The organism is Flavobacterium macrobrachii, from assembly GCF_014486675.1.
Lineage (GTDB): Bacteria > Bacteroidota > Bacteroidia > Flavobacteriales > Flavobacteriaceae > Flavobacterium > Flavobacterium macrobrachii.
In genome coordinates this window covers 1-20,125 of record NZ_JACTAC010000032.1, presented here as the reverse complement: position 1 = coordinate 20,125, position 20,125 = coordinate 1, and the positions used below count along the sequence as shown (strand labels likewise).

Annotated in this window: 18 protein-coding genes; 2 read left to right on the top strand and 16 right to left on the bottom strand. The window is 30.5% G+C overall.

The genetic code is table 11. The features are described from left to right. Positions 1 to 6: 6 nt before the first annotated feature. The 14 genes from IAI56_RS08655 to IAI56_RS08590 form a co-directional block, all read right to left on the bottom strand. The gene (locus IAI56_RS08655) at positions 7 to 708 is read right to left on the bottom strand and encodes a response regulator transcription factor (protein WP_169525037.1); all 702 of its coding nucleotides are present in this window, start codon (positions 706 to 708) and stop codon (positions 7 to 9) included. Between the two features lie 5 nt (positions 709 to 713). Beyond that, the gene (locus IAI56_RS08650; RefSeq protein ID WP_187657497.1) at positions 714 to 2,294 is read right to left on the bottom strand and encodes a sensor histidine kinase; all 1,581 of its coding nucleotides are present in this window, start codon (positions 2,292 to 2,294) and stop codon (positions 714 to 716) included. 70 nt (positions 2,295 to 2,364) lie between these two features. Continuing rightward, positions 2,365 to 2,949 (bottom strand): dephospho-CoA kinase, encoded by a 585-nt coding sequence (gene coaE, locus IAI56_RS08645; RefSeq protein WP_187657496.1) that lies wholly within the window; start codon positions 2,947 to 2,949, stop codon positions 2,365 to 2,367. Then, positions 2,946 to 3,941, bottom strand: a complete 996-nt coding sequence (locus IAI56_RS08640) for a glycosyltransferase family 2 protein (protein ID WP_187657495.1) — start codon at positions 3,939 to 3,941, stop codon at positions 2,946 to 2,948. The genes coaE and IAI56_RS08640 overlap by 4 nt, the downstream gene beginning before the upstream one ends. A gap of 86 nt (positions 3,942 to 4,027) precedes the next feature. Further along, a complete protein-coding gene (locus IAI56_RS08635; protein WP_187657494.1) occupies positions 4,028 to 6,190 on the bottom strand; it encodes a T9SS type A sorting domain-containing protein in 2,163 nt (720 codons plus the stop codon). A gap of 601 nt (positions 6,191 to 6,791) precedes the next feature. Beyond that, the gene (locus IAI56_RS08630; RefSeq protein WP_187657493.1) at positions 6,792 to 9,149 is read right to left on the bottom strand and encodes a T9SS type A sorting domain-containing protein; all 2,358 of its coding nucleotides are present in this window, start codon (positions 9,147 to 9,149) and stop codon (positions 6,792 to 6,794) included. Between the two features lie 106 nt (positions 9,150 to 9,255). Continuing rightward, a complete protein-coding gene (gene fabV / locus IAI56_RS08625) occupies positions 9,256 to 10,449 on the bottom strand; it encodes an enoyl-ACP reductase FabV (protein ID WP_187657492.1) in 1,194 nt (397 codons plus the stop codon). A gap of 43 nt (positions 10,450 to 10,492) precedes the next feature. Then, positions 10,493 to 12,145, bottom strand: coding sequence for a DNA repair protein RecN (gene recN, locus IAI56_RS08620; protein WP_187657491.1), 1,653 nt, complete (start codon positions 12,143 to 12,145; stop codon positions 10,493 to 10,495). Positions 12,146 to 12,174: 29 nt separating this feature from the next. Then, positions 12,175 to 13,062: a type IX secretion system protein PorD gene (porD, locus tag IAI56_RS08615; protein WP_187657490.1), complete on the bottom strand. Its 888-nt coding sequence runs from the start codon at positions 13,060 to 13,062 to the stop codon at positions 12,175 to 12,177. Further along, entirely contained in the window at positions 13,046 to 14,263 is a 1,218-nt protein-coding gene (coaBC, locus tag IAI56_RS08610) for a bifunctional phosphopantothenoylcysteine decarboxylase/phosphopantothenate--cysteine ligase CoaBC (RefSeq protein WP_187657489.1), read from the bottom strand. Before coaBC ends, porD begins: the two co-directional genes overlap by 17 nt. A 6-nt stretch (positions 14,264 to 14,269) precedes the next feature. Then, positions 14,270 to 14,590: a DNA-directed RNA polymerase subunit omega gene (locus IAI56_RS08605; RefSeq protein ID WP_187657488.1), complete on the bottom strand. Its 321-nt coding sequence runs from the start codon at positions 14,588 to 14,590 to the stop codon at positions 14,270 to 14,272. Between the two features lie 2 nt (positions 14,591 to 14,592). Beyond that, positions 14,593 to 15,393 (bottom strand): outer membrane protein assembly factor BamD, encoded by an 801-nt coding sequence (locus IAI56_RS08600; protein ID WP_187657487.1) that lies wholly within the window; start codon positions 15,391 to 15,393, stop codon positions 14,593 to 14,595. Between the two features lie 113 nt (positions 15,394 to 15,506). After that, a complete protein-coding gene (dapA, locus tag IAI56_RS08595) occupies positions 15,507 to 16,391 on the bottom strand; it encodes a 4-hydroxy-tetrahydrodipicolinate synthase (RefSeq protein WP_187657486.1) in 885 nt (294 codons plus the stop codon). 1 nt (position 16,392) lies between these two features. Beyond that, positions 16,393 to 16,911, bottom strand: a complete 519-nt coding sequence (locus IAI56_RS08590; RefSeq protein ID WP_187657485.1) for a DUF6913 domain-containing protein — start codon at positions 16,909 to 16,911, stop codon at positions 16,393 to 16,395. Positions 16,912 to 16,959: 48 nt separating this feature from the next. On the opposite strand from IAI56_RS08590, the gene IAI56_RS08585 reads away from it, so the two are divergent. Together IAI56_RS08585 and IAI56_RS08580 are read left to right on the top strand one after the other, a co-directional pair. After that, on the top strand, positions 16,960 to 17,736 hold the full coding sequence (locus tag IAI56_RS08585) for a 5'-nucleotidase C-terminal domain-containing protein (protein WP_187657484.1): 777 nt from the start codon (positions 16,960 to 16,962) through the stop codon (positions 17,734 to 17,736). A gap of 2 nt (positions 17,737 to 17,738) precedes the next feature. After that, positions 17,739 to 18,653, top strand: coding sequence for a bifunctional metallophosphatase/5'-nucleotidase (locus IAI56_RS08580; RefSeq protein WP_187657483.1), 915 nt, complete (start codon positions 17,739 to 17,741; stop codon positions 18,651 to 18,653). Here the strand turns inward: IAI56_RS08580 and IAI56_RS08575 are convergent. Beyond that, positions 18,646 to 19,326 carry a lysoplasmalogenase family protein gene (locus IAI56_RS08575; RefSeq protein ID WP_187657482.1) on the bottom strand — a complete coding sequence of 227 codons (681 nt, stop codon included), beginning with the start codon at positions 19,324 to 19,326 and terminating at the stop codon, positions 18,646 to 18,648. The two genes, IAI56_RS08580 and IAI56_RS08575, sit on opposite strands and share 8 nt — an antisense overlap. 6 nt (positions 19,327 to 19,332) lie before the next feature. Next, the gene (locus tag IAI56_RS16430) at positions 19,333 to 19,992 is read right to left on the bottom strand and encodes a lysoplasmalogenase family protein (RefSeq protein ID WP_369075491.1); all 660 of its coding nucleotides are present in this window, start codon (positions 19,990 to 19,992) and stop codon (positions 19,333 to 19,335) included. Positions 19,993 to 20,125: the final 133 nt, after the last annotated feature.

The following is a 20,125-nucleotide window of genomic DNA, read 5'->3' as shown; positions in this document are numbered from 1 at the left end:
ATTTAGTTATTTTTTGATTACTAATCTAAATCCTTCGCCGTGAATGTTTAGAATTTCAACGTTTGGATCGTCTTTTAGATATTTACGTAATTTGGCAATATAAACATCCATACTTCTAGAAGTGAAGTAGTTATCTTCTCTCCAAATCTTGGTTAATGCTAATTCTCTTGGCATTAAATCGTTTTCATAGATTGCCATCATTTTCAACAATTCTGATTCTTTTGGAGAAAGTTTGATTGGCTCGTTTCCTTCGAATGTTAAGAACCGTAGTTTTGAATTCAAGTTGAATTTACCAATTTGGAATTCAAATTTTGCTGGTTCGTTTTTGTTTTCGCTGGCTTTTCTTTGGATAATGGCTTTGATTTTCATTAAAAGCACATCCGAATCGAACGGTTTGTTCAAATAATCGTCGGCTCCAACTTTGTATCCTTTCATTACGTCTTCTTTCATTGACTTGGCTGTCAAGAAGATAAGCGGAATGTCTTTGTTTTTTTCTCTAATTTCTTTAGCCAAAGTATAACCGTCTTTGTAAGGCATCATTACGTCAAGAATACATAAATCGTAGTTATCTTTCTTGAATTTTTCAAAACCTTCCATTCCATTTTTGGCCAATGTAACTTCGAAATCATTTAGGGATAAATAATCTCTTAATACAACTCCAAAATTTTGGTCGTCTTCAACTAGCAATATTTTTTTAGTAGTTTCCATATATTTTAATTAATGAGTGGGACTTTTATTATAAACGTACTTCCTTTTCCTTTTTCGCTTTCTACAAATATTTGACCGTTATGGTCGTCAACAATTCTTTTTACATAGGATAAACCTAATCCGTGACCTTTTACATTGTGAACATCACCTGTATGTTCGCGGTAGAATTTTTCAAAAATTCTTTTTTGAGCAGCTTTGCTCATTCCTATACCGTTATCTTTTATTTTGATAATGATAAAGTCTTTTACATTTTCGGTTGTAACGACAATTTTAGGTGCTACAACTGAGTATTTTATGGCGTTGTCGAGAACATTTACTAGAACATTTGTAAAATGTACATCGTTAAGCAATACTGAATTTCTCGGTGCATCGAGATGTGTTTCAATGCTTCCTTGTCTGTCTTCGATTATTAAATGAACGTGTTCGATTGCGTCTTCAATAATTTCGTGAACATCGTGAGTTTCCTTGGAGATATCGAGTTCTTTTTTCTCAAGCTTTGATATTCGAAGAACGTTTTCTACTTGGGCATGCATTCGCTTATTTTCATCTTTTATCATTTGAAGATAGCGATTGACTTTTTCTTTGTCGTCGAAAACTTTTGGGTTTTTTATGGCATCCAATGCTAAATTGATTGTAGCAATTGGTGTTTTAAACTCATGTGTCATGTTGTTTATGAAATCGGTTTTGATTTCAGAAATTTGACGTTGTTTTATAATTTGACTTAATGCGCTAGAATATGCAATTACAATTACTAATGTAAAAATCATTGAAAGCACAGCAATTCCGATTAATTCTGAAATTAGAAATTTTTTCTTTTGAGGAAATTGTAATAACAATTGGTATTTTTTATTTCCATCATTATCAATTAAAATTGGAATTGAATAAGTTGATTCTTTGTCAAAGCTAAAATAATCTGATTTTATTTTGGTTGCTAATCCATTACTGTAAACACTAAATTCATATGGTGTATTGATACCGTAATCTTTTAATTCACTGGATAAAAGCTTATTAAGCAATTCATTTGAAATTCTATTTTGAATTGAATTCAGAGCAGCAACATCTTTATAGAAAATTTCAAACTGTGCATTGTCTAATAATTCTAATTTTCCTGATTTTTCAATTCGAAGTTCAGGTGTAATGTTTTGTTTCATTCCTGAATTATCAACGCTTTCGTTGTAAACTTCAGTTTTTCTATTAGCAGAAAAACTTTTTACTTTATTGACTTCACCATTTTTATCAAAGAACGACGAGTTTATTCCATAATCTTCTGAAATAATACTGTTAGAATAAATGATTGTTTCGTTTGTTCTTGAATCTCTTTGGTAATAACCAAATTCGAGAAAATCACTTTTTTGAGGCGTTTTTCCTATACTATCTTTTAAACGATTGTAGCGTTCATAGAAAGTGTATGCTTCATATTTGTTCAGTTTTTCGGCTACATTACCCAAAACTTGCTTAACATGATATCGAAATTGTTCTTCATTATTTTTTAACGAAGTATTAAACCAATATACTTGAACAAGTATTATTCCAATTAAGGATAAACTCATTAGCACAACAAGTAAACGGAAAAATAATTTATTCATCGAACAAATTTAACATTTTAACATTTAAGCTATAAAAACATTAACCAAAGATTAACATCTTACTATAAAATTATGAATTATTCAACTTTTTAAGAATTTCTTCTGCTTGTTTTAAAGCTTCATTAACAGAAATATTAATAATAACATAGTCACTTTTAGAAATTCTTTGTTCGTCCGTCCATTGGTTATTAATACGATCGAGTATTGATTCTCGAGAAGCATTGTCTCTTTTCATCACGCGATTAACCCGTTCTTCCAAAGGCGAAGTAACAGTAATTATTGAATCACAGTCTTTGTAACTTCCGCTTTCAAAAAGGATTGCGGCTTCTTTAATAATTATTGGATGATTTTTATATGTTGACAACCAATCGGTAAAGTGTTTTTTTACTGCAGGATGAATAATGGAGTTGAGTATTTTTAACTTTTTAGGATTTTGAAAAACGATTTGGGCTAAGGCTTTTCTATCAATTTTTTTGTTTTCGATGATTTCTTCTCCAAAAACAGCTTGCAGTTTAGCAATAATTTCAGAATTATCCATGAGTTTTTTTGCCTCATCATCAGCTATATATACAGGAATTCCAAGCGATGCAAAGTGTTTTGCTATCGTTGTTTTTCCGCTGCCAATTCCGCCTGTTAATCCAATTATTTTTGTCATCGTTTAAAGAATAATTCAGGAAAAGCTTTTTCGGGTTGCTGTTTTAGGACTTTTATTTTTAGAAATGATTTTAAATAACCTAATCCATAACCAAAAAACTGTCGGTTTACAGCAATTAAAGAAAGCAATCCTATTTCGAGACTTTTGTTTTGTATAGTCGAAAAAACTAAAATCATTAGGTAGTAAAAAGCATAAAGCAATGCCGGAAGTTTGTATCCAAAAATCAATAATATTACCGAAAATATTAATCCCATGACAAAAAGCGATGGAAACCAAAACGTGATTTTGCTATATTCTGGATACCACGAGTCAAGTATTGGTCGTGCTTTTCCAAATTTATTCACTTGAATGGAGAACTTATTCCAGTCAATTCTTCGCTTATGATACACGAAAGCATTTGGAAATAATCGGGTTTTATAGCCTAATTTCCACAAACGGATGGACAAATCGGGATCTTCGCCGGGATGAATATTTCCAAAACCTTTTGATTCTTCGAAGGCTTTTTTAGAAATTCCCATGTTGAAACTTCGGGGTTGAAACTTGCTGATTTTTTCAGAACCACCACGAATTCCGCCAGTTGTTAAAAACGAAGTCATGGTAAAATTGATGGCTTTTTGAATTTTTGAAAATGACTCATGAGCTGCATCTGAACCGCCAAAACAATCAACATAATTGGTTTCAAGTTCTTTTTCAACTTCCGATAAATAATTGGCTGGAATTAAACAATCGGAGTCTAATATGATAAAATAATCACCTTTGGCTACTTTCATTCCATAATTTCTAGAATCGCCTGGACCAGAGTTTTCTTTGAAATAATAGGAAATAGAAAATTTATCAGCATATTGACTGACAACATCTTTACAGTCAATTTTTGAACCATCTTCGATGATAACAATTTCATATTCCTTTTTATAATTAGATAATAACAAACTTTCTAAAAGTTCTTTTATTTCTTCTGGTCTGTTATAAATTGGAATGATTAAAGAAAACATGTGTACTATTTTTTTACAAATATACTTTAAATAAAAAAACCACCTTGATTACTCAGGATGGTTTTAAAATTATTTGATTAAAAAACTTATTCTTTAATAACTTTAACAGTTTTAGTTGCGTTATTAGAAGTAACTTTTACAAAATAAGCTCCACTTGCTAAATTAGACATATCAAGTTGTCCTTCATTTGCATTTGGTGTTAGATTTACTACTCTTTGACCAACTAAATTGTATACTTCAACATTAGAAATTTCTTGATTGTAAGAAACATTCAAAGTGTTTTTAGTTGGGTTTGGATATAATTTTAAACTTTCAAAACTAAAATTATCATTTGCTAATAATTGATTGGTAGAAACTTTCAAACAAAATGTTCCTGCATTATTTTGAGAATAACCAGAAACTCTAACATAATAAGTATCTCCAACAGTTACATCAGTATTTGTAATTAGTGAATTATATGAACTTCCATTTGTTAAAATTGTTTCTCCACCATCTTGATCACAAGCTAATTCAATTAAACCGTCACAACCTCCAGCATACAAAGCAATTTCAGTATCAACTAAAGTTCCACCCAAGAAATCAGTTGAGATATCTACAGTAGCTACGTTTGAAGGAACTGTAAAAGAAAACCAAACATCATTTTCACCATATTCAAAACATGCAGCTGCTTCTACACCAGAATCTGTTGCTCCTAAGTTAGTACCATTTGTGTTTGTTCCATTACATGTAGCTTCATCTAATTGAATCACTGTAGCATCAATACACTCATCGTTAGCTGGTGGTGCTAATGGCGTTGTAAAAGAAATTGTTGACCAAGCACTAAAGTTACCATTACAATTTGTTCTTACGTAAAAATAGTATATTGTAGTTTGATTTAAAACAGAAGTACTAAATGTATTTGTAGAAATCGAAGTTCCAGCACCTGTTGGAACAGTAGCAACAGTTGAAATAACATATTCGTAGTTACTTGCAGTCGAAACAGATTCCCAATTTACAGTAGCACTGTTAAAAGTAATTCCTGACGTAGCTAAACCGATTGGAGCGCTACATGATGGTGACAAATCAATTGAAATATTGTCTACATGAATGTTAAATTGATTTGTAATAGAATAAGCTTGAAAACCAAAATGGTATATTCCATCAGCATTTGGTGTAAAATCTACTTGATTATATGCTAAAGCACCATTATTTATAGCTGTATGATCAAACAAAATATTTGTCATATCTGCAGCGTTAGCACTGACACCATAAGCTACTTTCATTCTTTCAGTAAAAAAAGTTGAACTAGAACCAAAATTATATGAAATTCTATAAGATGTTCCAGCAACCATTTCTATTCCTCGAGTAAAGAACCATGTATCAGCTGGTGAAGTTGAATTGTATTGGTATCTTAAAGTATTATTCGTAAATCCGCTTCCAGGATTATTTACTACTGACCAAATATTCCCTGTACCATAGTTTACAGCAGATGTACACGTTGGTAATAATGGAGGTGATAAAGTTTCAAAATCTAAACTATAAGGAACTGAAGTAGACAAACAAGTAGTTGCAAACGTTCCAATTGATGACCAATCTGAAGTTTCTGAACCACAATTAGATCTTACCCAAAAATAGTATTGAGTTCCAACCATTAAAGAAGTTAAATTTGCAGAAGTTACACCTGCTCCTACACTTCCAGATGCCGAAGTTGCGGCCGTTGGTGCAGTATTACTAGTAGAAAAGTAATACTCATAACCATTACTTGGAGCTGATGCAGGTGCTGCCCAAGAAATTGTTGCTGAAGTTGTTGTAAATGATGAAGAAGCTAATCCGCTAGGAATTCCGCAATTTGGTAAATATTGAAATTGCGAATTATTACATGCTGCTGCACCACTACATGCTGCATCAATTGCATGATGTAATCTTACAGAGGTAACATTCAAAGCATTTACAGTTAATGGAGAAGTTCCATGAGCTATAACATTATTAGAGGCATCAGTTATTGTTACATAGTTTTGTGTACCAGCTCCATAAGTTGTTCCTGTTCTTGAAATAAATTGATAAGTTCCTCCAAGTATTAAACCATTGATAGTATTATATTCTGTATTTGAATAGGAACAGGTTGTTATATTTTGAACATTACCACTATTATTAGAAGTAACTGAAAGATACTCTGTAGACCTTACACACTGAGAATAAATGTTTTGTATTGAAAATAAAAGTAGAATAAATAGTATTGAACTATTTTTTTTTAGAGTAGTTTTTTTCATAAAATAAATTTAATAGTTAAAAGCATCCAAATTTATAAAAAAAAACCAACTATCAAGATATGGTTAGAGCAAAAAAAGACTTTACACTTCAAAATTTAACACCTAATTTTTTATGAGAGTATTAAAAAAAAATATCCAAGTTCAAGTACAGTTTTATAAAAAAACTATTATTCATAATGAAGTTTTCAATTCTTAAGTCATATAATTAATTATTTTCATTATCACATTTAGAATTTCTATTGAAAAACCCTTAAATGTCTTGTAATTAAAATCAATATTTAACATTAACTTCATAATTTTTAAAAGTAATGATGCATAAATGGAAAACAGTAAAGTTGCTAAATCAATTGTGACAACAATACACTGTTAATATTGCCTTGTCGGTTAACTCTTTTTCAATTTATAAGAAATCGTAATTACTTTTCATCCTATCATAATTTTTCGCTATTCCAATTTTACCTTTATAAATAATTAAGTAACTTTTGATAAAATTTAGAAGAAATAACTGTATTATAAATCCTCTTTTTTCTTTAATACACTTTTAAATAAAAAAACCACCTTGATTACTCAAGATGGTTTTAAAATTATTTGATTAAAAAACTTATTCTTTAATAACTTTAACAGTTTTAGTTGCGTTATTAGAAGTAACTTTTACAAAATAAGCTCCACTTGCTAAATTAGACATATCAAGTTGTCCTTCATTTGCATTTGGTGATAGATTTGCTACTCTTTGACCAACTAAATTGTATACTTCAACATTAGAAATTTCTTGATTGTAAGAAACATTCAAAGTGTTTTTAGTTGGGTTTGGATATAATTTTAAACTTTCAAAACTAAAATTATCATTTGCTAATAATTGATTGGTAGAAACTTTCAAACAAAATGTCCCTGCATCATCTTCAGAAAAACCTGAAACTCTAACATAATAAGTATCTCCAACAGTTACATCAGTATTTGTAATTAGTGAATTATATGAACTTCCATTTGTTAAAATTGTTTCTCCACCGTCTTGATCACAAGCTAATTCAATTAAACCGTCACAACCTCCAGCATACAAAGCAATTTCAGTATCAACTAAAGTTCCACCCAAGAAATCAGTTGAGATATCTACAGTAGCTACGTTTGAAGGAACTGTAAAAGAAAACCAAACATCATTTTCACCATATTCAAAACATGCAGCTGCTTCTACACCAGAATCTGTTGCTCCCAAGTTAGTACCATTTGTGTTTGTTCCATTACATGTAGCTTCATCTAATTGAATCACTGTAGCATCAATACACTCATCGTTAGCTGGTGGTAATGGTGGATTTACAACTAAAACACCACTAACAAATGCTGTACCATCCCAAAAATTACCTCCATTATTTGGATTTGAAGCATTTATTCCTCCATAAACATAAGCACCGCCATTCAGATTAAATCTAGTAGCATAATAATATGTTCCTGGTACAAGATTGGCTCCAATATTTGCTTGATATTCATCATCATTACCAGCATCTACATTAAAAGTCGCCGGAACCCATGTGTTCCATGTATTAGGATTTGAATTTTGACCTTCTGGACTTATTCCAACCCAAGCCAATATACCAGCTGGCTGTCCTGTTGTAGTATCAGTGAGACCAGCTTCATAAATTCTTCCATAAACTGTTCCTGAATTACCTTGGAAAACATCAAGATTAGGTGGCCATTGCAAGCTAACAAAATCAGGAGAATCAGCTGGTGGAACACCACAGATAACAGAACGAGTTCTATTGGAATTTGAAGACTCACAATTACTACTTACGTGAGTGTAAAACCTAACTTGACCTGTTACATTAGAAACCCAAGTCAGTGGTGAAGTACCAAATGCTACAGCTGTAAGACCTCCATCAGAACTTATAGTAATAAAATCTGTTACTACAGAACTTCTAAAAATATAAGTTTCACCCGCTGTTACATTTACCAAAGAATACTCACTAGCAAAACCACCAGTTGTTACGTTATTAACAGTTAATCCATCACATATATTTGGAGTGTATCCAGCTGCACCAGTTGGCCATTGGCCATACTCATCATTTAAACAATATCCAGGTGATGACTCAGTTGTAAAACTCCATATTGCACAACCAATTGCTTCACCAGCACTGTTTTTTGCAATTACTTGCCAATAAACTGTTAAATCATAAGCTTCGATTGCTCCTGCATTTATAGTAGTCTCAGTAACGTTATCAAAAAAAGTTAAATCCATTGGATCAATTCCACCATAAACATCATATGAAGTAGGTTCTCCACCTGTTGTAGCCATATCCCAAGACAAAATAACATCTCCAAAACCATTTATACCTGTAGCTGCATTAGCTGGGCTTGGATTAATTGGACAATCTGGAGCTGAAGCTGGAGGTGTAGATGACACAATAGTAGGAGAGTCAAAACAAAAACCCCAAACCCAAGCCGAACCAGCCACTGAATCATTGAAATAAATTCTATACTTAAATCCAGCCAACTGTGTTGGAGTGAAGCTTGAAAAATTTAATTCCGTACTTGTAAAAGTAGTTTTTGCTGGTGTACAAAATTCGTTGTTAACAACAGTATTATTTCCAGGTATATCCGTACCCCATGCTACCCATTGATTAGTATCTGCATTCCAATATTCTAATCTTAAAATATTTGCTGAAAGTGTTCTAAATACATATTGAGTAGTTACTCTGAGTTGTTTTTCTCCTGCATTAAATGCAGCTGTCAAGTTTATAACTGGAGATTCGGCAGCAATTTGATCATCAGAGGTGTTACCTGCATCATCGTCATCAAAAGCGAAATTTGAACTAGTTAAAGGATTTGCTTCAAATGCTAATGGACCAGAATTATATGAACCAGTTACAGTCCAAGATGCATTAGGCCAAGCTGCGTTTTGATTAATTACTTGTGAATAGCCTTGCCAGGCAAACAACAAAGTAAAAAGAAATAAGTAGATTTTTTTCATATATTATTAGTTTAAAAGTTAATTGGCTTAAATTTATGAATAAATAAAAAAACTCACAAGTATAATTTGTGAGTTTTTAATAAAATTCAAAAAATGTTGATAAAATCTAATTTTTAATACTTGCAACCATTTTTAGTTCATTGGCTTCTGCAGAGTAATCAACACTATCAAATCCGAAACCAAAAAGATTTAAGAAATCACTTTTATAACCTGTTAAATCTCCATTTTCTGTAAGTGTTTCAGTGCTGATTGATTTCCATAATTCAGCTATTTCATCTTGATAAACTTGTCTCATTTCCCAATCATCAATTCGAATTCTTCCTTTTTCATCAGTAGGTATTTCGCAACCATTATACAACCTATCCGAATACAATCGTTGCATTTGTTCGATACATCCTTCGTGACTTCCATCTTTTTTCATTATTTTGAATAATAAAGACATATATAATGGAACTACTGGAATAGCTGAACTTGCTTGTGTTACCAATGCTTTATTAACTGAAACAAATGCTTTTCCGTTGATTGCTTTTAAATCATTTGTAATATCAAAAGCGGTTGCTTCTAGATGATCTTTTGCTCTACCAATTGTACCTTTTCTATAAACAGCTTCTGTAACTTCTGGTCCAATATAAGAATAAGCAACCGTCATTGCGCCGTCGGCTAAAACTCCAGCTTCTTTCATTGCATTCATCCACATTGACCAATCTTCTCCGCCCATAACAACCACAGTATTATCAATATCTTCTTGAGTTGCTGGTTCAATCGTTACATCCGAAACTACACCTGTATGAAAATCAACGGTTTTATTTGTAAATGTATTTCCAATTGGTTTTAATGTAGAACGATGTAAAACTCCTGTCGTTGGATGCATTCTTACTGGTGAAGCCAAACTATAAATTACCAAATCAATTTGCCCTAAATCTTTTTTAATCAAATCGATTGTTTGCTGTTTCACTTCATTTGAAAACGCATCGCCATTGATACTTTTAGTATATAATCCTGCTTTAGTAGCTTCGTCCTCAAATGCAGCTGAGTTATACCAACCTGGAGTTGCTGTTTTTCCAGCTGATGGTTCTTTTTCAAAAAACACACCAATGGTTGCAGCATCACAACCAAAAGCACTCGTTATTCTTGATGCCAATCCAAATCCTGTTGAAGCTCCAATAACTAAAACGCGTTTTGCACCGTTTATTTTACCTTTTGATTTTACATATTCGATTTGGTTTTTTACATTTTGAGCACAACCATCTGGATGAGCTGTTAGGCAAATAAAACCTCGCATTCTTGGTTCGATTATCATATTCTTAGTTATTTGTTATTCTAATTTTTACAAAAGTAATCAATTAATTTAATAATGTTTTAGCATGTGTCAATGCCGATTCTGATGGATTTTTGCCCGATAACATTTCAGCTATTTCAAGAATTCTGTCATTTTCGTTAAGCAATATAATTTCGGAAACTGTTGTATTTTCTTTTGTTGTTTTAAAAACTTTATAGTGTACTTCGCCTTTTGAAGCTATTTGTGGCAAATGAGTTATCGCGAAAATTTGCATTTGATTACTCATTTTCTTCATAATTTCTGCCATATTATTGGCTATTTCTCCCGAAATTCCAGTATCGATCTCATCAAAAATTATGGTCGGAAGTTTTGTTTCTTCTGCTAAAACCGATTTTATTGCCAACATAATTCGAGACATTTCTCCGCCAGAAGCTACTTTTTTCAACAATCCAAAATTGGAACCTTTATTAGCAGAAAATAATAACTGAACATCGTCTTTTCCGTTAGAAAGAAAATTTTCTCCAAAATTAATTTCAAACTGAAACTGAGCATTTGACATACCTAGCTGTAATAAAATTGCACTCAATCGTTGGGTTAAATTAGGCACAACTCCTACTCTATTCTCGTGAATATTTTTGCTCACTTCATCTAATAAATCTCTCTTCGATTGAAGCTGATTTTGAAAAGCTGCTATTTGGTTTTCAATATCATTTGACAAAAAAACTTTGGCATCCAATTCATTTTTTATTGCAATTAATTCATCTATTGTTTCTACTTGATGCTTTTTTTGAAGCAAATAAATAGTTTGCAATTTTTGATTAACCAATTCTAATTTTTCAGGATTGAAAACTAATTTTTCAAGCTCGCTATTCAAATCTTGATTAATATCTTCAAGTTCAATAACAACGCTATTTACTCTTTCAAAAAGTTGATTATAGACTAAAGATAATCCGCTAATTTTTTGAAGTGAAATTCTAATTTCCTTTAAATTTTGAATTACACCAAATTGTTCTTCTTCAGAAATTGCAATCGATTTTTCAATGTTTTCTTTGATGAGTTCTACATTGTTTAGCATTTCCAATTCACCTTCCAAGATTTCTTGTTCGCCCAATTTTAAATCGGCCGCAAGCAATTCTTCCAATAAAAAGGTATTGTAATCTTGTTCTTTGTCTAACGAATTTTTATTTGAAATTAATTCCTTTAAACTGTTATCTATTTTTTTATAAAGTGATAATTCTGATTTGTATTGGCTAACTAAATTTTGATTTTTTGCTAATGAATCCAATAAAGTAATTTGAAAATCTTGATTACTCAATTCAAGTGTTTGATGCTGAGAATGAATATCAATTAAATAATCGCTCAAATATTGTAACTGCTGAAGATTAACTGGCGAATCGTTGATAAAAGCTCGTGTTTTTCCGCTAGGTAAAATTTCTCTTCTTATAATAGTTTCGGTTTCGTAATCGAGATCATTTTCTTCAAAAAAAGATTTTAAATCATAATTTTCGATAGTAAAAACAGCTTCAATAACACATTTTTCATCTTTATTTTTCAACGAAGTTAAATCGGCTCGTTTTCCACGAACTAAATCCAAAGCACCAAGAAGAATTGATTTTCCTGCACCAGTTTCACCAGTAATTACAGAAAAACCGCGAGAAAAATCGATGCTTAATTTTTCAATTAATGCAAAATTTTCAATCGAAAGTGATGTTATCATAATTAAAAATTAAATTGAGAAGTAGAAAATCACAATCTAATTGTTGTCCATTTACTTGAATTTACGGGAGAAATTCTGTTTAATTTATCAACAAAAGTTCTAATATCCATATTTGGTCCACCAGATAAAACCGAGACTATTTCATCGGATTTAGCATCAAAAAAAACTCTGGTTAAGAATGCATTTGGTCGAGAAGAATATATGGAAGAAAGAATTTCAACTGCACCAATTATATTTTCTTTTGCTATTTTTATATCTTCTGTCATTATATCCAATCCGTTTCTATGATATGCATAAAGTGCATCTCGAAAAGGTTGAAATGTACCAGAAAGTATATCATTTATTAAAAAAAATCGATTTTGATTGCCATCAGATTGACTCCAACCGCGGTAACCTCCTTGTTGCGCAGCAGTTTGAATTTGAAGCGCTAAATCTAGCCAATCTCGTCCACCATTTAATTTATATGTATCAGCATCTAATCCTAATATTATATAACTATAAAAAGATAACATAGAAACTAAATTTGATTCAAATGTTGCTGGATTAAAAATTAAATTTTCAAATTCAGTATATCTAAACGAAAAATCATTATCATTAAAATTGAATACAGGAGTTGAATAAGTTGAATTAAAGACTGGACGATTCGATTGAACTTGGATTGAAGCAGAAAAGTTATTATTTTCAAAACTATTAATAATAATAACCATAGAACAACTTATTTTTTCATGTTGCTTCAATGCTTCTCCAGTAAAATCAGTTTTATTTACAAAATCACTAATAGCAACTTGTAAATTTTTAAAAATCTGATTATTGGTTGTAGCAACTTTGTCAGTATTAATTTGAACGGTACAATTTAATTGCTGAGCGTTTACTGAGCAAAAAAACAACAACAAAAATACACTAAATGTCTTTTTCATAATATGAAATTATTTTGTTAACAATATCATTTGCTACTTCTTCTTTTGATTTAAGCGCTTGAGGTTCAATTGCAAAATCGTTACTAATAAAAGTTACTTTATTGGTAGATTTTCCAAATCCTGCGCCTTCATCACGAAGCGAATTTAAAACAATCAAATCTAAGTTTTTTTTCTGAATTTTCAACTTAGCATTTTCAATTTCATTTTCAGTTTCTAATGCAAAGCCAATTAAGTATTGATTTTTCTTTATTTTACCTAAAGAAGCCAATATATCTTTGGTTTTTTCGAGTTCTATAGAAAATTCGACTTCTGATTTTTTAATTTTTTGTTCGGCTACTTGTTTTGGTTTATAATCAGCAACCGCTGCGGCACAAATGGCTACATTACATGTTTCATAATACTGATGACATGCATCAAACATATCTTGTGCAGAAACAACTCGAACTAAATTGATGGAAGAATTTGCAGGTTTTAAATGTGTTGGTCCAGAAATTAAGGTAACTTCTGCACCAAGATTTGCAGCACAATTTGCAATATCAAATCCCATTTTTCCAGAAGAATGATTTCCTATAAATCGAACTGGATCAATAGCTTCATAGGTTGGTCCAGCGGTAATCAATATTTTTTTTCCTCTAAGAGGAAGTTTACTTTCGATATCTTTTTTAAGAAAAGCTAAGATACTTTCTGGTTCTGCCATTCTTCCTTCGCCTGATAATCCGCTGGCAAGTTCACCGCTTTCGGCTGGAATCATGATATTTCCAAATTCTTGCAGAGCTTTTAAACTAGTCATCGTAGATGGATGTTTATACATGTCTAAATCCATAGCTGGCGCAAAGTAAACTGGACATTTTGCAGATAGATAAGTAGCAATTAAAAGATTATCACAATTGCCGTTTGCCATTTTTGACAACGTATTGGCTGTTGCTGGAGCAATCAACATAAAATCAGCCCAAAGACCAAGTTCAACGTGATTATTCCACTGTGCATTCTCGTCATCTTCATTATAAAAAGTAGAATATACAGGATTTTTTGAGAGAGTGGATAATGTTAACGGAGTTATAAAATCCTTAGAAGCAGGTGTCATTATCACTTGGACATGTGCACCTGCTTTTATAAATAACCTAACTAATGTTGCGGTTTTATATGCGGCAATTCCACCAGAAATTCCTAGTACTATTTTTTTTCCGCTTAAAACCGACATACTTTTTTAGTCTTGGTTTGGATTTCTATAATAGATTTTATCGTCTAACCATTCTTGAACAGAAAGTGCATGAGGTTTTGGTAATTTCTCATAGAATTTAGATACTTCTATTTGCTCTTTGTTTTCAAAGATTTCTTCAAGACTATCATTGTAAGTAGCAAATTCATCTAACTTTTCAATCAATTCTTTTTTGATTTCAGAGTTAATTTGATTTGCTCTTTTTGCCATAATTGTTATAGCTTCATAAACGTTACCAGTACGTTCTTCAATTTGACTTTTGTTGTAAGTAATTGTGTTTACTGGTGCATTCGTCTTTTTTAAATCCATCACTAATTTATTTTAGAAAATTGTTTTAAATCGTTTTCAATTCGTGCCAACATTTCATCGGCTTTATTTTTAAATTCTGAATTGGTATTTAATTTTACCAAATTATTATAAGCAGTTTTTGCGTCTTCTAAACGTTCTTGCATTTTGGACGGAACGCTGTTAATGGCAAGCTTATATGAAGAATCAAATTTATAGTATAATGCTTTTTCTTTGTAAATTGTTCCTGGATAATTAATCATAAAATTATCTAATGCAACAATAGCTGATTTGTAATCTTCAATAGTGTTATATTGTTTAGCTACTTCAAAGGCTTTTTTTTCTAATTTTTCTCTTAAATCTTTTGCAACAATATTTGCTTCGGCTAAATAAGACGATTCAGGATACTCATCTATAAACGCTTGAATTTTATCAATAGCCTTGTAAGTATCGATTTGATCTAAACTGTAAACTGGGGAAAGTTTAGAATAACATTTTGCTCCTAGAAAAGATGCTTCTTCTAGTTTTTGACTTTTTGGATAATTTGCTACAAAACTCTCAAACTGATAACCTGCTGAATAGTATTGTTTGGTTAAATACAGTGATTGAGAATACATGTAAAACATTTTCTCTGCTGAAGGTTTCCCTTTGTAAGCTGGTGCAATTTGTTCAAATAATCGAATGGCTTTGCTGTACTTTTTTGCTTCAAACATTTTTTCTGCTGCTTCATATTTTACTGCAACATCTTCTGATTTCAATGCATTTTGGTATTCGCTACAAGACGAAAAAAGCAAAACAAAAGTAAAAAATACTAAAAATTTCTTCATTTAATTTATTATTCAGCCCAATTTTAAAGCCTTTGATGAGTTTAAAAAATCAACTGCAAATTTAGTTATTAATTATGGAATACAAAATATTTTTTTTTCGATTAAAAAAACGACTACATATTAGTGACTCTATCCACAAAATAATACAATCTATTTGCTAAATCTTCATTAACATTAACCAAAGGTAATCTAACTGTATTTTCAGATAATCCTAATGATTTGAATATTTCTTTAATTCCAGCTGGATTTCCTTGTTCAAAAATCATATCGATAGAATCTGCAAGCAAATAATGAATTTTGTATGCTTCATCTACCCTTTTATTCAATCCTAGACGAACCATTTCGGAGAATTCTTTTGGAAAACCTTCTGCTATAACCGAGATAACTCCTACTCCACCAGCCAAAACCATTGGCAACGTAATCATATCATCGCCAGAAATTACTAGAAAATCTTTTGGCTTATTTTTTATCAAAGTCATTGCTTGAACAATGTCGCCAGCAGCTTCTTTTATTGCAACTACATTTTTAAATTCATTTGCGAGTCGTATAACCGTTGAAGGCAACATATTACTTGCTGTTCTTCCCGGAACGTTATAAAGAATTATTGGTAAAGGCGAAACTTCGGCAATAGCTTTAAAATGTTGGTAAATTCCTTCTTGAGTTGGTTTGTTATAATATGGTGAAACCGAAAGTATTGCGGTAAAATCAGATAAATTTCTTGTTTGTAATTCATCAATCACTTCTTGAGTATTATTACTTCCAACGCCAAGAACCAAAGGCAATCTTCCATTGTTAGAATCAACAATTGTTTGAATTACAAGTTCTTTTTCTTGTTTACTTAATGTAGCCGTTTCAGCGGTTGTTCCAAGTACAACAAGGTAATCTATTCCGTTGTCGATTTGGAAATTCACAATTCTTTTTAAAGCTTCTACATCTACAGAAAAGTCTTTTTTAAACGGCGTAACTAGAGCAACTCCAGTTCCAATAAGTGATTGCATATTAAATTTTATTAAGTATTCTTAAATATTTGAACAATTCGTTTAGAAAAATTTTGTGATTTTCAGCATTGGTATCAATCATAAAATGATTTAACCGTTTATCAACCACACTAAAACCTACTTTAAAACTTGCTTTCGACAGTTGAGAAACTAACAATAATGCTGCTTTTTCGATATCATAGTAGTTTATTAATAAATCAAACGGTTCGTTTACAAACTGTTGTACTTCGAGTTTTTCAATTTTTCCGTTCCAACTTAGATTTTTGTAACTAAAAACAGGATAGTCAAATGTTTCGTTCTTTTTAATTTTATCCTTAAAAACCAAAACTTTAATATTGATTTCCAAAATTCCTTCACTTACCAATTCTTTGACTAAATCTTCTTTCTCATAAAAATAAGTTTCGTCAAAAACAATCCCAACTGTTTTTATCAATCCATCAGAAGATGAAAGTTTTACATTTGATAAATTTTTCTTAACTATTTTTTTCGTTAAAAGTTCCTTGATATAATTGAAAAACATTGTACTTTTACTTGGATTACAAATTTACTAAATTTGGTGGCATTTACGATGGTAAAACTAAAAAACTATAACGTTGTATTAAAACATTTTGTTTTATTATTAACATTTACGCTTTTCTTTTCTTGTGCAGAAAAAAAGTATCATGTATCAAGAATTGAAGGCAAAAAAATTGGAATTGAAAACATTATTTCAGAAAGTTCTGAAATTGAAAACTTTATCAAACCCTATCGAGATAAAATCAATGATGATTTAAGTCAAGTTTTGTCGTTTGCGCCGATAACTTTGGATAAAAATGGTGTTTGGCAAACCTCGGCTGGAAATTTTCTTTCGGATATTACTTTGGAGAAAACCAATCCCGTTTTTCAAAAAAGAGAAAACAAAACTATAGACATTTGTTTACTTAATCACGGTGGAATTCGCTCAATCATTCCAAGTGGAAACATCACTACTAGAACAGCTTATGAAGTAATGCCTTTTGAAAATACTACAATTGTTGTGGGTTTAAAAGGTGAACAAATTGAAGATATTGCCACTTATATTGTTTCCGAAAAAAAGCCGCATCCATTATCGGGAATGAATTTTACTATTGCAAAAGACAAAAGCGTAAAAGATATTATAGTACAAGGAAAACCATTGGATAAAAACAAAATTTATTACGTAGTAACTTCTGATTACCTCGTAAATGGTGGCGACAACATGGTTTTCTTCAAAAAAAGTGTTGAAAAATATGATTTGGATTATAAGTTGAGAAACGTAATGATTGATTATTTTAAAACCAATAAAGAAATCAAAGCTAATACTAACGAAAGAATAAAAGAAGAATAATTATGAAAAGAAGAGATTTTATTCAAAAAACAGCTATCAGTTCAGCTTTTTTAGGACTTGGTGGACTTTCGTTAAGTAGTTTTTCTACTATAAATAGCAAACATTTAACGATTTTGCACACGAATGATGTTCATAGTTACATTGATCCTTTTCCAGAAAATCATCCAAAAAATCCAAATATGGGCGGAGTTGCTCGTCGAGCTGCTTTAATTGAACAAATTAGAAAAGAAAATTCCAATTTGCTTTTACTTGATGCAGGCGATATTTTTCAAGGAACGCCTTATTTCAATTATTTTGGAGGTGAAATTGAATTTAAATTAATGAGCATGATGAAATATGATTTGGCAACTATTGGAAATCATGACTTTGATAACGGAATTGACGGCTTATACAATCAATTACCCAATGCGAGTTTTAGTTTTGTAAATGCAAATTATGATTTAAAAAACACTATACTTGATGGACATATAAAACCCTATAAAATCTTCAATAAAAACGGTATTAAAGTTGGTGTTTTTGGTCTAGGCGTTGAACTAGAAGGTTTAGTTGATAAACGAAATTATAAAGAAGCAGTTTATATAAATCCGGTGGAAATTACTCAAGATATAACTAACATTTTAAAGCACGAACAAAAATGTGATTTAGTAATTTGCCTATCGCACCTTGGTTATCAATATAAAAATGAACCTGAAAAAATTAGCGACACAAAATTGGCAACAATTACTAAAGATATTGACTTAATTATTGGCGGACACACACATACTTTTTTAGACAAACCAACAATTCTAAAAAATGTTGAAGGAAAAGATGTTATTGTAAATCAGGTTGGTTGTTATGGATTAAATCTCGGTCGAATTGATTTTTATTTTAACAATGATAAATCAAAAATAATTGAGGGAAAATCAATTATTATTTAATTGCTTTTTCAGCTTCAATTACATAGCGATAAAACGAGAAGAAAGCCATCGCATTTAACGACATTGATAGTGGTCTTAAAACCTGGCTATACTCATTTTCTAAATAGAATTTTTCAATAAATACAGAAAACTGCAACAACACAAACAACAATGCACTAATTAATAAAATTGAATTTTGCTTGTTGTCATTCATAACATAACCTGACAATGATATACCTACAAAAATTGAAATTAAAACATTTTGTACAATCAATATAATGGAATTATTCTCAGGAAATGTTGGTGTTTCAAAATACAAATACGAAAAAACAATTAAAAAAGGTAAAGTCGCTATAATCAAAGGCACAAAATCAGTTTTTTTATTCATTTTCAAAATAAAAATAATCAATAAAATTCTATGCAATGTAAACACTAATAAAGCATAAAAAAGTGCTTGATCAGTATTTGGAATAAAAAGCAAATTGGTAACAAGTGATAAAAACATTATCAAAACATAAATCTTACTTTTAATTTCACTTTCAAACAAGTACATCATTATAATTACCAATGGAATAAGTGGTTTAAATATCAATATCAAAGGCTTGAACACTAAATATTCAGCAGTAACTTCTATGATAAAAACCATAAAAAATAGATACATCAAATTCTTTGTTAACACTTTTCTATTATTCATAAAAAATTATAATTCTTTTACACTTGTAACAAATTCATACTTTGTCTTTGGCGAATCTTTTATCAAAATAAATTTTGTTAAATAAAATTGAGCCACAACAAATAACAGCATAGCAACTGAATGCAACAAATAATCATATCTTGAATAAAATTTTAACACAAAAACAAATTGAGAAACTGCAAAAAGCATTGTACTAACAAATAGATACAAATTAGATTTAGATGGCGTAATAATAAAACTACCCAAACTATAACCTCCTAAAAATACAATAAAAAGAGTATGCACGATGAATACCAATATAGAATTTCCCATTACTTCAAAAGACAAAAAACACACCGTAGTATAAATAAATAAAAACGGAATAGAACCTAGTATTAGAGGTGTTTTTGTGGGTAATTTAACCAATTTAAAAACTAAATAAATAATCAAAGATCTATAAACTAAAAAGAAAAATGAACCCAATAGAATATCATTTGTTTCTTTAGATATAAATATTAAGTTAGCTATCCATGAAAATAAGAGAGAAAGAACAAAAAATAAATTTACTTTTTTTGATTTAACTACATAAAAAGCTAATAAAAGTGGAATTAACATTGGTTTAAAAATCCATATTAGCTGAACATCATTAAAAAATTCTGCAATAATTTCAATTATAGAAACTATCAAAAACCGTAAATAAAAATATCGGATAATCTTTTGTCTAATTTTCTAATCATTTTCCAACAATCATTATTTCAGTAATATTGTGTGAAAATAACAAAAAAATTTAACATTTTTTTATAATTTTTAATAATTTTAT